Source organism: Pseudomonas alvandae (assembly GCF_019141525.1).
Lineage (GTDB): Bacteria > Pseudomonadota > Gammaproteobacteria > Pseudomonadales > Pseudomonadaceae > Aquipseudomonas > Aquipseudomonas alvandae.
The window spans coordinates 3,858,745-3,872,232 of sequence record NZ_CP077080.1; the positions used below are offsets into that span (position 1 = coordinate 3,858,745).

A 13,488-nucleotide genomic window follows, 5' to 3' on the forward strand; every position below is an offset into this window, starting at 1 on the left:
CGCTCATGAATCCCGAGCTTGCCAAATCTGCCGTCGAAACCGATCTTCCGAGACCTGAGCCCATCAGCTTGCGCGTTGCCTTCTGGTTCTGGCTGAAACTGGGTTTCATCAGTTTCGGCGGCCCCGCGGGGCAGATTTCGATCATGCACCAGGAGCTGGTCGAGCGGCGACGCTGGATCTCCGAGCGACGCTTTCTCCACGCGCTCAACTACTGCATGTTGCTGCCCGGGCCCGAGGCCCAGCAATTGGCGACCTACATCGGCTGGCTGATGCATCGTTCCTGGGGCGGCGTGGTCGCCGGCGCCCTGTTCGTCCTGCCCTCGCTCTTCATCCTGATCGCGCTGTCCTGGATGTACATCGCCTTCGGCGAAGTCCCGGTGGTGGCCGGCCTGTTCTATGGGATCAAGCCCGCTGTCACGGCGATCGTCGTTCAGGCGGCGCATCGAATCGGTTCGCGGGCATTGAAGAACAATTGGCTGTGGGCCATCGCCGCGGCTTCGTTCACGGCGATCTTCGCGTTCAACGTGCCCTTCCCCCTGATCGTGCTGGGCGCCGCATGCATTGGTTACGTTGGTGGCCGCTTGGCACCGGAGAAATTCCAGGTCGGCGGACATGGCGCCGCGAAAAAGTCGTTCGGCCCGGCCCTGATCGATGACGAAACGCCCACGCCCGAACACGCCCGATTCAGTTGGCCGAGGCTCGCCTTCCTGGCGTTGCTGGGTGTGTTGTTGTGGAGCCTGCCGATGGGCTTGCTCACCGCGCTGTTCGGCTGGGAAGGCACGTTGACGCAGATGGGCTGGTTCTTCACCAAAGCTGCCCTGCTGACCTTCGGCGGCGCCTATGCAGTGCTGCCTTATGTCTATCAAGGCGCGGTCGGCCACTACGGCTGGTTGACCCCGACCCAAATGATCGACGGCTTGGCGCTCGGCGAAACCACGCCCGGACCGCTGATCATGGTGGTGGCTTTCGTCGGGTTTGTCGGCGCCTATGTCTCGCAGGTGTTTGGCGCCGACCAGGTGTTCCTGGCGGGTGCCGTTGCGGCAGCCTTGGTGACCTGGTTCACCTTCCTGCCCTCCTTCCTGTTCATCCTGGCGGGCGGCCCGCTGGTGGAATCGACCCACAACGAACTCAAGTTCACCGCACCACTTACCGCGATTACCGCGGCGGTGGTCGGGGTGATCCTCAACCTCGCGTGTTTCTTTGGCTATCACGTGCTCTGGCCAAGCGGATTCAGTGGAAGCCTTGACTGGCCTTCGGCACTGATTGCGCTGGCGGCGGCGATCGCGCTGTTTCGCTTCAAGCGCGGCGTGATCCAAGTGTTGCTCGGTTGTGCGCTGGTGGGCTTGACCGTGCACCTGTTGCGCTAGGGCCCAGAGCATTCTCCAGAGGCAACTTTTCCAGAAACAGATGTCTACCGGATGCGCGGTGCTTGCCGCCTCACTGGAGACGTTTTCCCATGCGCCACCTCACCACCCTCGCCTTTGCAATCATGTGCGTGACGGCGCAGCAGACCCATGCTGAAGACCTCGACCGGGCCCGGGAACAATACCGGCGTTATTGGGCACAACAGCGGGAAGCGGAAAAAACCGAACGGGAGAATGACTCGCACCAAAAGGCCCAGGAGGCAATGGCTCGTGAAAAACGCAGGCATTACGAGCAGAGCCAGCGTGACGACGCCAGGCGCAGGGCGGAGTTCTATCGCCAGCGCGACAACGCTCGTCGCCAATGAATGGAGCATGACGGTGGTGGAGATGAAGCGCGTCGCGTGTAGGATCTTGCCACGCGTCGAGGACCTGGCCTAACCAGTCCCTTGAGGAGCGGCAGGAAAAAAGACGCTGGCCCATGAATATATGAAACGCATATGCTTCACCTACGTTTCATATGGGAGCTACACATGGGCATTGTCAACATCGACGACGAACTCCACGATCAGCTGCGCAAGGCAACCAAGGTGTCCTGCCGCTCGATCAACGCGCAGGCGGCCTTCTGGATCAAGGTCGGCATGCTGTGCGAGACCAGCCCGACCCTCAGCTTCAACGAGATCATCCAGCGCGAGCTCAGTGACGCCGGTGTCACCGCGCAGCCACTGGAGGCCAGCTATCAATGATCAAGCGACCCGAGGAAGTGGCCTTGATGGCTGAATCCGGCCGGCTGCTGGCGTCAGTCTTCGAGCGGCTGGACCGGACCTCTTTGATCGGCTTGTCGACGCTTCAGATCGATGAAATGGTCGAGCATATGATTGTCCGGGACCTCCAGGCCCGCCCTGCCAGCAAAGGGCAGTACGGGTATGGCTTCGTGCTGAACTGCTCGATCAACGAGGTGGTCTGCCACGGAGTGCCGTCGCGCTCGCAGGTGCTCCAAGACGGCGACATCGTCAATCTCGACATCACCTTGGAGAAGAACGGCTATATCGCCGACTCCAGCAAGACGTACCTGATCGGCAACGTCGATCCAACTGCCAGGAAACTGGTCCGGGTCACCTACGAAGCGATGTGGAAAGGCATCCGCAGCGTGCGCCCGGGGGCACGCCTGGGCGACATCGGCTCAGCCATCCAACGCCATGCCACGCTCAACGGATATTCGGTGGTCCGTGAATACTGCGGCCATGGCATCGGCCGGCAAATGCACGAAGAACCCCAGGTGCTGCACTTCGGCAGGCCGGGGACCGGGCTCGTCCTGCGTGAAGGCATGGTCTTCACCATCGAACCGATGCTCAACCAGGGTGCGCCGCACGTCAGGACCGAGGCCGACGGATGGACCGTGGTCACGAAGGACGGGGCGCTTTCCGCGCAATTCGAACATACCGTGGCGGTGACAGCTTCCGGCTTTTCGGTGTTGACGTTGCGTACTGATGAATTGGGCATGGTTGACAGCCGATAACGCCGATGTGATGTGCGCCGTTGTCGTTCACGCGCTCACGTAACGTTCGAAACGCACTGCCAGAAAAGCCCTCAACATCTGCACCGCAGGGGTCAGAGAAGTTCGGTGGGCGCACACCAATTGGAGCGGTGCTGGCTGGCCATAGTCCGGCGGGAAAACTTCCACCAGGCGGCCACTGCGCAGGTCGTCCATGACGTCGAGCCTGGATTTGTAGACGATCCCCTGCCCCGACACCGCCCAGCGCCTGACAATATCCGCATCATCGCTGATGCGATTTCCGGCAACCTGGACCGTTTCCACACCTCTGGGCGTCTGGAAACTCCAGCGTTCGAACGTCTGGTCCCCCATCACATAACGAAGGCAATTGTGCCGGCTCAACTCGGCGGGCGTCTGTGGCCGGCCATGGCGTGCGATGTAGTCCGGGGATGCGCACACGGTCCGCCTGTTGGAAGGCTCCAGCGCCAAGGACACGAGGCTCGAGTCGGCCAACTGGCCGTAGCGGATGCTCGCGTCGAGGTGCTCGCTGAACAGATCCGCCACCTGGTCGCTGACGCGCAACTGCAACAGCACCTTGGGGTGCAACTGCTGGAACTCATCCAGCCACGGCAGCAACAGGTTGCGCCCGATGTCCGAAGGCATGGACAGCCGCAGCGTCCCGGCCACTTCGTCGCGTCCCTGGGCCAGGGCAAGCTCGCCGTCCCCCAACGCTTCCAATGCCTGCCGCGCATGCGCCAGGTAGCGCTCGCCGTCATCCGACAGACGCAGCCGCCTCGTGGAGCGCACGAACAACCGCACGCCCAGGCTGGCTTCGAGCCGTTGCACCGCGACGCTCGCGAGTGCAGGAGAAATGTCCAGCAACCGTGCCGCCGCTGAAAAACTGCCGACGTCCGTCGTGGCCACGAACACCTGGAGGTCATCGACTCGAATGATTTTTTTCACGCTGCAGGGTCTCTCGATTCACCGGCGATTTTTTTCCGAACCATCGCCACGAGGTTTTCGCCGACGCCCTCGATGCTGTTGTTCTGCGCAACGACCTGGGCCCCCTCCATCAAATAGGTGAGTTCCATCGCCACTTGGTTCGGCTCGGCCAGGCCGGCTTCGACACAGAGCGCCACCAACCGGAGGAACTGACGTTTTTTGTGCTCTTCGATGAGGGCGCGGGCCGGATGTGCCCGCTCAGGGATCTCTGCCAATGAATTGGTGAACGGACAACCCCGATAGGATGAGGCCGACAAGTCCTGTGCGATGAACTCGGCAAAGCCGAGAAGCTGCGCCTTGGGATCACCGGCGCGCTGCGCGGCCAGGGTTTCGAAAATGTCGGAGTATTGCTCGACGAGCAACCGCAGCCACTCAAGCACCAGCGCGTCTTTCGAATCGAAATGGCGGTAGACGGTCATCTTGGTCGATTTGGCCTTTGCCGCAATGGCATCCACCGTCACCCGACTGATGCCTTCGGTAAAAAACAGTTCCTCGGCTGCATCGAGAATCCTTTCTCGAGGGGCCAACTGGGGAATTCGTTCGGGCCGCATGAGATCTCCGCTTGACTTAAATACTCAACGGTATCGTACTATACCGAACAGTATCGCTCGATACTGATGAGTAAATCATAACGCTTTTGCCAGGCTATTGGCTCGGAGAATGTGATGAAACCCGCTGAATACGCCAAATACGATGCACTGGGCCTGGCTGAGCTGATCGCCAACGGTCAAGTCACCCAAGCCGAAGTCCGGGCCGCGGCACTGTCCGCCATCGAACAGCTCAACCCAAGGATCAATGCCATCGTTGAGGTTTGGGAAGATGAACCCGAGGCCGCTACCGGGCCGTTCGCCGGCGTGCCCTTCCTGGTCAAGGACCTGGGCTTGACCCGAAAGGGGCGTCTGAATGAATTGGGCAGTCGCCTGGCGGCCGGGTGTGTCGCCGAGGGGGACTCCAACCTGATGGCGCGCTTGCGGCAGGCAGGGCTGGTCACTCTTGGCAGGACCAGCACACCGGAACTGGCGGCCAGCACTACCACCGAAGCGGTTTTTTCGGGACCGACACGCAACCCCTGGGCGCTGGGTCGCAGTGCGGGTGGCTCCAGCGGTGGCTCGGCCGCCGCCGTCGCCGCGGGCCTGGTTCCTGCCGCGCACGCCACCGATGGCGGCGGTTCGATCCGTGTTCCTGCAGCCTCCACTGGGTTATTCGGCCTCAAGCCCAGCCGGGGCAGGATTTCAATGGGCCCGGCGGTGGATGAGGTGTGGGCCGGGCTCGCGGTCCATGGGGTGGTCAGTCGCACCGTGCGCGACAGCGCTGCCCTGCTGGATGCTACCCAGGGCGCAGCCGTGGGCGATCCCTTCGAGATCGCCAAGCCGCAGCATGCCTATTTATCGGAAGTGACCCGCGAGCCGGGAGCTCTGCGCATTGGCCTTCTGCTGCATCCACTGAATGCCAGCCATTGCGCCGCACCGATTGCCAATGCGACTCGCCATGTGGCCGGCCAGCTCCAAGGCATGGGACACAACGTGGAAGAGGTCTGCCTGGACATTGGCCTCGGCTGGGAAGGTTTTGTCGAGATGAATGCCCGGTTCTGGTCGGCCAACACCGCTGCCTGGATCAACGCCATCGCCGCTGGAACCGGCCGCCCCGTCGATGCCAGCACGCTTGAGCCGGCCACGCTTTCGCTGCACCGGATGGGCAGTGAACTCACTGCCATCGATTTGCTGGAGGCCATGCATTACAGGAATGTCGTGACCCGCAGCCTGGGTAACTTTTTCTGCCAATACGACATCCTGCTGAGTCCGACGTTGCCAGCGCTGCCGCCCGCAATCGGTAGGTACAACGAGGGCCAGGAGCAGTTGGATGGCAAGGGCTGGATGGAACGCGTATTCAACCACTCGCCTTTCACTGCGTTGGCGAATGTAACGGGGACCCCTTCCATGTCGGTGCCGCTGGCATTTGATCCGGAAACGGGCCTGCCGATCGGCGTGCAGTTCTCGGCGGGTTTTGGTCGGGAAAACATGCTGCTGCGCCTGGCAGGACAATTGGAGCGTGCATTGCCTTGGACGGCGCGAATACCTGAGGTCTGGGCTGGGAAGCTATGACACGCTGAACTAACGCCCAGGCATTGGACGGCCCGGGCGTTTTACACCGTGCGCCTGTCCTGTCGAGTCCGGATTCAGGGTGCGGCTTGACTGAGGCAATCGTGGCATACGCAGCAACAGGCTGATTTCCTCTGCGCTGACGGCCTTGCTGAAAAAGTGACCTTGAATTTCATCGCAGCCGTTTTCCCGCAGGAACGTTTGTTGCTCTTCGGTTTCGACACCTTCGGCGATCACTTTGAGGTTCAGTTTGTGCCCCAACGAAATCACCGCGGTGGCGATAGCCTTGTCGTTTTCGTTGTCGGGCAGGTCGCGCACGAAAGACTGGTCGATCTTGAGCCTCGCAATCGGGAAGCTCTTCAACGCTGCAAGGCTGGAATAACCGGTGCCGAAGTCGTCGATCGAGAGACTGGTGCCCATTGACTGCAGCGCCTTCATTTTACTGATGGCTTGCTGGAGGTCTTGCATGATCAGGCTTTCGGTCAGCTCCAGCTCAAGGTACATCGGCTCAAGCCCGGTTTCCTGCAGGGCATGGTTGACCCGGTCGATCAGGTTCCTTTCGACGAACTGGCGCGCCGAGATGTTCACCGACACGGTGATCGGCGGCAAGCCGGCCGCCTGCCACGCCTTGTTCTGTCGGCACGCGGTGTGGATCACCCAGTCGCCGATGGGCACGATCAGGCCGGTTTCTTCGGCCTGGGGAATGAACTTGATGGGCGACACCATGCCAAGCTCGGGGTGCTGCCAGCGAATCAACGCTTCCACGCCAATGATCTGGCCCGACTGCAAGTCCACCTGTGGCTGGTACAGCAGCAGGAACTCGTCATTGTCGAGGGCGTTTCGAAGCCCATCCTGCATGGCCAGCTTGCCCTGTACCTGGGTGTTCATCTCGCTCGTGTAGAACTGGAAGCTGTTGCGACCCAGCTCCTTGGCCCGGTACATGGCGGCGTCCGCATTGCTGATCAACGTATCGGTGTCTGCGCCGTCGGCAGGGTAAGTCGCCAGCCCCATGCTGCAGGTGACGTGGAGTTTATGGCCGCTGAGGTGGATCGGTTGCAGGATGGCTTCCTGGAGCTTGTGCAGGACGGGCGTCACGCCGTCGAGGTCCGAGGGCTGGTCGAACAGGATGATCACGAATTCGTCGCCACCCAGCCGCACAACGGTGTCGGTCCGGCGGACGCACTCGACCATGCGCTGGGCCACCGTCTTCAGCAGTTCATCACCGGCACTGTGCCCAAGGCTGTCATTCACCAGTTTGAATTTGTCCAGGTCGAGAAACACCACCGTCACCAGCCGGTTATAGCGCTGGGCATAGAGCATGGCCTGCTTGAGACGGTCTTCGAGCAGCGTGCGATTCGGCAGCCCGGTCAGCACGTCATGATCGCCCATGAAGCGAATGCGCTTTTCCGTCAACTGGCGTTCGATGGCAATCCCGGCGAGGGGTGTCGCCAGATCGATCAGTTGCGTCTCGGCCCGGCTGGGGCTGCGCACGGTCTTGGCATACAACGCAAATGTCCCCAGTACCTTTCGCTCATGGGACAGGATCGGCGTCGACCAGCAGGCACGAAACCCGTAGGGCTCGGCGATTGAACGGTATGCCTCCCACAGCGGATCCTGCTGGATATCCGTGACGATCACCGGTTCTCGGCGATACGCCGAAGTACCACATGAACCGACGTTCGGACCGATTTCGATCCCGTCGATGATCTGGCTATAGGCTTTGGGCAAACTGGGCGCGGCCCCGTGGTGCAGGTGCTTGCCTTCCTCATCCAGCAAGAGGATCGACACCATCATGCCCTCCAGCTGGGACTCGACCAGGTGAGCCAGGCTGTCGAGCACCTCGGCAAGCTCGGTGCTCCTGGCGATCAGCTCCAGGACATGGCCTTGTCCGGCACGAATGATCGCCTCCTGCTCCAGCCGGCTGTTCTGCACGGCGAGCCGTTCAGTGGCGATGCTCAATTGGGCGGTTCTTTTTTCCAACTGAAGCCGGTCCTCAAGAAACTGATTCACCGCCCGCGCCATGTTGCCGATCTCGTCGTTCCCATGGTCCGCCATCATCAAATGCGTTTTGTCCGCATGCTCCTGGCGCAACTGCCGGCTTATCTCATTCAGGCGCACGAGCACATGGCGGCCCATGAAGACCCGGGTCACGAACCAGGCGAGCACCAGGCTGGCGCCCAACATGATCAGTACCCATTGCTGGCTACGGTTCGAGTCCCCCACCAGCCGCTGCACGGCTGCGCGATAGTCCTCGGTGTAGGCATTCGACTGCGCACGGGCCAAGGTGACCAACACCCCGGCCTGATTCTGCAACTCCTCGTTGAAGCGCTTTATGACGTTGTGCTGATCGACGAGCGTCCCGCGCAGGGAAAACAGATCGGGCTTGCCCATGTCAGCGTCAAGTGAAGCGGCTTCGGGTGACAAACGTTCATAGCGCATCCGCAGTCGTTGCACCGCCTCACCGTCAGCCGTCTGCGACAGATCGAAAAGCAACACCGCCCGCTCCAGGCTGGCCGGGGTACTGGCCGCCGTTAACCGGGCGGTGCGATCCTCAAGGGCCTGCTCGAACGTAATCTCGGTTTGCAGCAGGCTTTCACGCAACTGTGCAACGATGGTGGCGGTATTGCGGAACAACTGGCTCGACTGATGCATATCGAGTATCGCTACGGCACTGTTCGCGGCGGTCAACTGCTGAACCAGTTGGTCCAGGGCGCCAAGCTGTTCGACGGTCGCGGCATAGCTTGATCGCAGGACGTCTGGTGAACGGGTAGTCAGGAGCTGGTCAGTCTGGCGTTCGATCAGCAATGTACGTTGCACCATGTCCTGGCCATATTGCATGCGGACCAACCGCTCATCCGTCAGTTGGCGAGTGGCGTTGTTCGAGGAGCGCAACGCATAGACCGCCGTGGCTCCCCCCGCGAGAATCAACAGCGCCAGCGCCACAAACGCCAGCGCGAACTGGGCGCGGAGTGATTGTGGCCAGAGCTGGCGTCCAAGCCGGGAAAAAATATCCAACATCAGGGGTTCCATTGGCGGCGATAGATGTCTCGATAGCCGTTATCCGGATCGTACTGGGATTTTTTTCCACCATCGAAGGCGACATTGTCGGCGTTGACCAAGTGGATCGGCGCGATGAAGCCGCTCACCGGCTGGCCTGCAAACAACCGGTTCAATTCGTCCATTACTTGCCAGCCATGCAGGTTGAGCGGCTCGGCGACGGTAACGGTCTGGTAGGTTTTCGCCTGGATGCGCAGGAAAGCCGAAGCGCTGCCATCCCCGGCAGACAAAAGACTGATGCCATTGCTGGGTATCGCGGCGCCGGTCAACGAGGCAATCGAATAGTCGAAATAGATATCGTTGATCGCCAGCGTGTGGGTCCAGCGCTTGCCATAGCGCTGGAGCAGTTCCCTGGTCACGGCAGGCATCTTCTCGCTGCTTTCGGAGATCGCGACATCGCGCACTTCCAGCATCGAACACCCCTGGCAGGCCCGAATGACGTCCTCCATGGCCTTGGCTTTGGTCATGGCGATGCTGTACTTGGAGTCAGTGAGAATGACCACGCCGGCCTGTCCGTTTGACTGCGCCACCGCCGCCATGGCGGTAAGCCGTGCCACTTCAAGCGGGTCGCTCGTGACGTTCATGGCCACCGGCGTACCGTCAATCGGCCCGGGGTGCACCCCGGCGTGCCAGCCGACCACCAGGATGTCCTTGTCGGCGAAGCGCATCAGCGCCGCGTTGTTCTCAAGGGCATCGGAGCCGCACAGGATAAGGCCATCGGGCTTCGCCGCCAGGGCATCGGAAAAAGCCTTGGCGCGACCGGACGCGGAGCCTGCGCCATCGAATATCTTCAGCGTCCAACCCATCGCACTGGCTGCCTCCCGGGCACCCTGCGCGACGCCGACAATGCCACCGTTGCGCAAGTCCTCTGCGACAAGCGCAATACTCTTGCCCCGCTGGGCTGGCGGACCGGCCTGCGGACCGCTCCAGCGGACGGCCCCGAGGGTGGCCTTGGCTACGATTTCCTGGGCTTGGGCCACCGTCACCGTGGCAGCCGCTTCGTGTGGTTGCTCCTGGCCGTAGCCGGAAGTCGCCGCAAGGAAACAGGAGACCGTAATTGACGTCACCCAGCGTAGCGACGGCCCGATCAAACAGGTTCGATCACCCCGAATGAGGTGGGATCCAGGGCCGGTGGCGCGTTCATAGTCTGGCATGGCGTCCCTTTGCCAAGAATGCAGTACCGAGAGGATAGCCGGGTTCTGCAACTATCAAGTCCTTTTCGGGCCGCCGACCGCGTCCAGGCTGGCGACCCTGGCTACGCCCGGCCTATTGGCGCCCCTCGTAGTTGACCATCCAGGCGATCCCGAAACGGTCTTCGAACATGGCGAAGCGTTCCGCCCAGAACGTCTTCGCCATCGGCATGTACACGCTGCCACCCGCACTCAAGCCGTTGAACAGCCGCTCGGCCTCCTCCACGCTGTCGACGTTGAGAGAAACCGACACGCCTTGCGGCTTGCGATACGGCTGGCCTGGCGGGCAGTCGGACGCCATCAGGCTGAAGTTGCCCACGGTCAGGCAGGTGTGCATGATCAGGTTCGGGTCCTTGGGCATGCCGACATCTTCTGGCGCCTCGGCAAAGGACATGGAAAACAGCTCGCCGCCCAGCACGTCCTTGTACAACGCGAAGGCTTCCTTGCAGCGGCCATCGAAGGTCAGGTAGGGAATGATTTTCATGGTGTACTCTCCTTTCATCCGTTTCACGATTGACTGGATATCTGCGCCCGCAGGCGTTCTTCCTGTGCCTGTAGTTCGGGGGTAAAGCTCTCGCCGAATTCCTCGAGTTCGAAGATCTGGCGGATCTCGATTTCACTGTCGCTGATCATCGGGTTCGGACAGCGCTTGACCCAGTCGATCGCCTCCTGCAGTGACTGGACCTTGAAAATCCAGAACCCGGCGATCAACTCGCTTGTCTGGGCGAACGGCCCCTCGACGACGGTCCGGTCCTTGCCGGAAAACTGTACGCGCACGCCCTGGGCACTGGGATGCAGGCCTTCGCCGGCGAGCATCACCCCCGCCTTGACCAATTCTTCGTTGTAGGCACCCATGGCAGCCAGCAGCTCCGCGCTGGGCATTTCTCCGGCTTCCGACTCCGGACTGGCCTTGACGATCACCATAAATCGCATGCTCATATCTCCTGGGGAATGAATGGATCAGGCCGTCCGTGTGGCGGCTCTACAGGGTAGTCGAATGGCGATGACTCGAATCGACAGCGTGGCGGCGTTTTTTTTCGAAGCGTGGTAAAGCCCGGGAATGAGTTGATCAGGCATGGCATTGCGCGATACCTGGCAGCCGAAATAGCGATTGGTTAGCCGCCCGACCCTCGCCTTATATTTTCAGGGTCAAAAAGTCCGTCGATGATAATAAAGCGAGAGTCCGCTCATGATTAAGATGCTAGCCGCTGTGCGCAGGAAACCCGGCATGACCCATGTTGAATTCCTCGACTACATAGAGCACCAGCACGGAAAGATCGCCCAAGCCAAGCCCCTGGGCGTCAAGCGCTACGTCCAGAACCACGTCATCGACGCAGCCTTTGGCGTCGATTCCGATAACGCCTACACGCAAACATTTCACAGGGATTCCATAACGGAATTGTTCTTTGAAAACATGTCGGACCTGATCGCCACCTTCAGCGACCCCTATACCCAGCAAACCACGGGACCTGATGCCAAGAACTTCGCTGACCTTTCCAAACAGGTTGCGCAACTGATGGATGAGGTCGAACTGTCCGAAACCGGCACATTGCCCACGAATTGGAAGGCCATGCTTTTCCTCAAAAAGAACCCCGCGGTGCAGCTCGAGGCTTTTTTCAGCGCCTGGGATCGCGCTCATGCTGCGGCAGCGAGTGAATGTCCGGCGTTCCAGAAGGCTCTGCGCAGGCACGTTCGCGCCCGGTATATGCCCGAAGGTGACCGGGTGACGTCTTATTTCGGGCCGGACATAGGCGTCTACGAAGGCGTTTCCAGCCTGTGGTTCGAAAACGAAGCGGACCTTCAAGGTTTTCGGCAGTACCAGAGGTCGTTGTTCCAGCAGCTTTCCGACGAAGGGATCGCGCTGTCGTCAGAATCGTTTTTCGTCTACGTGAAGGAAGTCGTCATTCTCGATCTGGGCCAATAGACCTTCAGCCATTACCGCCGGACGATTGTGAAATCAGGACCGGCCCGGAATAAAAAAGGACGACTATCAAAGCCGTCCTTTTATTTATGCCGGCCCGGGCTCAAACAGGCTCGGCCAATAGCGCGGTGGACTCGCGCATGATCTGGGCATGCTCGTCTTTATCACCGCCATTCTTTTCCAGCTCGCACAGACGCGCGGAGTTCTCGACCACCAGTTGGCACCGCTCCCAACGTCGCGCTTCGAATCGGGCCAGGGCTGTCTGGAGATCACTTTCGGCGAGCAGTTCCTCAGCCAGCACGATGGCGCTCTCGATGCCAATTCCAGCCCCGGAAGCCAAGTGCGGCGTGGTGGCGTGCACGGTATCCCCGATCATCACGATGCGGCCTTGGTGCCAGGGTAACGGCACCAATAGATTGGCCAGCGGACGATAGTCGATACTGGCGCCCGACTCGTACAGCTGCGGCACCAGCGCTTGCAGGATCGGGGCTGGGAACTCGCCCAGCAGACGGGCCATCTCACCCGGCCAGGTGGCCGGATCGATCCACTCGGAAAAATCGCGGTTCTCCATCAGGAACATGTACATGTGCGTGTCGGAAATCGGATTGACACCGACCTTGGTGCGCCCCAGCCAGTGAGTCGGGCGGACGATTTCCGGCGGGCGCCTCAGCACCGCGCGCCAGACACTCTGATGGATGGGTTTTGGCGACGGTGCTTGCGGGAAAAATTCCTTGCGCATCCGCGAATGCACACCGTCAGCGGCGATGACCAGGTCATAGCGTCCAGAAGTCCCGTCGGTGAACGACACTTCAATGCCATCGTCCTGGTGGCTGATGGTGTCGTAGCTGATGCCGAGGCGCACGCGGGTGCCCACTTCCCTGGTTTTTTCGGCGAAGATCCGGGCCAGCACCGGGCGCAGGATGCCGCCGCCACAGGGGATCGGTTTATCGCTGACCGGAGGTCGAAGTGCCAATTGCACGATCAGCTCCCCTGCCGGTGAAAACACATCGAAGTTGGTCGACAGGTACCCTTCCCCAGCCACCCGCTCAAGGATTCCAATCGTATCCAGGGCTCGCAACGTAGGCCCACTGAGGGTGATACCCGCCCCCAGCGGACACCACAGTGGGTCTATTTCCACCAGGTCGACTTCGACGCCCTGGCGGGCGAGTTGGATAGCCGCGGTCATACCGGAAAACCCGCCTCCGATCACCAGGACCTTATTGACTGCTGCAATCATCGCGCTCTCCTAATTATTCTTATTTCAATCGGGCGGACATTGCCTGGCGCACCGACAAGCTCTGCGGCGTCATCGAATCAACGCTGTAGAATCATGAGAATGCCGACGAAAAATGCCGGATCAGCC

Annotated in this window: 13 protein-coding genes; 6 read left to right on the forward strand and 7 right to left on the reverse strand. The window is 60.7% G+C overall.

All coding sequences use genetic code 11. The features are described 5' to 3' along the window. Positions 1-5: 5 nt before the first annotated feature. The 4 genes from chrA to map all read left to right on the forward strand — a co-directional run bounded on the left by chrA (position 6) and on the right by map (position 2,880). Entirely contained in the window at positions 6-1,367 is a 1,362-nt protein-coding gene (chrA, locus tag KSS97_RS17000) for a chromate efflux transporter (protein ID WP_217859712.1), read from the forward strand. Positions 1,368-1,456: 89 nt separating this feature from the next. After that, positions 1,457-1,729 (forward strand): hypothetical protein, encoded by a 273-nt coding sequence (locus tag KSS97_RS17005; protein WP_217859713.1) that lies wholly within the window; start codon positions 1,457-1,459, stop codon positions 1,727-1,729. 165 nt (positions 1,730-1,894) lie between these two features. Continuing rightward, entirely contained in the window at positions 1,895-2,107 is a 213-nt protein-coding gene (locus KSS97_RS17010; protein WP_030141658.1) for a ParD-like family protein, read from the forward strand. After that, the gene (map, locus tag KSS97_RS17015) at positions 2,104-2,880 is read left to right on the forward strand and encodes a type I methionyl aminopeptidase (protein WP_217859714.1); all 777 of its coding nucleotides are present in this window, start codon (positions 2,104-2,106) and stop codon (positions 2,878-2,880) included. The genes KSS97_RS17010 and map overlap by 4 nt, the downstream gene beginning before the upstream one ends. Positions 2,881-2,907: 27 nt before the next feature. Here map and KSS97_RS17020 read toward each other — a convergent pair whose 3' ends face one another. Next, complete coding sequence (locus KSS97_RS17020) at positions 2,908-3,810, reverse strand: LysR family transcriptional regulator (RefSeq protein ID WP_217862036.1); 903 nt, start codon at positions 3,808-3,810, stop codon at positions 2,908-2,910. Positions 3,811-3,815: 5 nt separating this feature from the next. Then, complete coding sequence (locus KSS97_RS17025; RefSeq protein WP_217859715.1) at positions 3,816-4,409, reverse strand: TetR/AcrR family transcriptional regulator; 594 nt, start codon at positions 4,407-4,409, stop codon at positions 3,816-3,818. Between the two features lie 114 nt (positions 4,410-4,523). Between KSS97_RS17025 and KSS97_RS17030 the strand changes: the two genes are divergently transcribed. Continuing rightward, positions 4,524-5,960 (forward strand): amidase, encoded by a 1,437-nt coding sequence (locus KSS97_RS17030; protein ID WP_217859716.1) that lies wholly within the window; start codon positions 4,524-4,526, stop codon positions 5,958-5,960. Positions 5,961-5,969: 9 nt separating this feature from the next. Here the strand turns inward: KSS97_RS17030 and KSS97_RS17035 are convergent, their stop codons facing one another. The 4 genes from KSS97_RS17035 to KSS97_RS17050 form a co-directional block, all read right to left on the reverse strand. Next, the gene (locus KSS97_RS17035; protein WP_217859717.1) at positions 5,970-8,987 is read right to left on the reverse strand and encodes an EAL domain-containing protein; all 3,018 of its coding nucleotides are present in this window, start codon (positions 8,985-8,987) and stop codon (positions 5,970-5,972) included. Then, complete coding sequence (locus KSS97_RS17040; RefSeq protein ID WP_225936128.1) at positions 8,975-9,994, reverse strand: substrate-binding domain-containing protein; 1,020 nt, start codon at positions 9,992-9,994, stop codon at positions 8,975-8,977. The genes KSS97_RS17035 and KSS97_RS17040 overlap by 13 nt, the downstream gene beginning before the upstream one ends. A gap of 286 nt (positions 9,995-10,280) precedes the next feature. Next, positions 10,281-10,688 carry a VOC family protein gene (locus tag KSS97_RS17045; protein WP_217859719.1) on the reverse strand — a complete coding sequence of 136 codons (408 nt, stop codon included), beginning with the start codon at positions 10,686-10,688 and terminating at the stop codon, positions 10,281-10,283. A 23-nt stretch (positions 10,689-10,711) separates the two neighbouring features. Further along, a complete protein-coding gene (locus KSS97_RS17050) occupies positions 10,712-11,137 on the reverse strand; it encodes a YciI family protein (protein WP_217862038.1) in 426 nt (141 codons plus the stop codon). 295 nt (positions 11,138-11,432) lie between these two features. Here KSS97_RS17050 and KSS97_RS17055 point away from each other — a divergent pair, with 295 nt between their 5' ends. Continuing rightward, positions 11,433-12,128 (forward strand): EthD domain-containing protein, encoded by a 696-nt coding sequence (locus KSS97_RS17055; RefSeq protein ID WP_225936047.1) that lies wholly within the window; start codon positions 11,433-11,435, stop codon positions 12,126-12,128. Between the two features lie 100 nt (positions 12,129-12,228). On the opposite strand, the gene KSS97_RS17060 is transcribed toward KSS97_RS17055, so the two are convergent. Next, on the reverse strand, positions 12,229-13,362 hold the full coding sequence (locus tag KSS97_RS17060; protein WP_217859720.1) for an FAD-dependent oxidoreductase: 1,134 nt from the start codon (positions 13,360-13,362) through the stop codon (positions 12,229-12,231). Positions 13,363-13,488 lie beyond the last annotated feature (126 nt).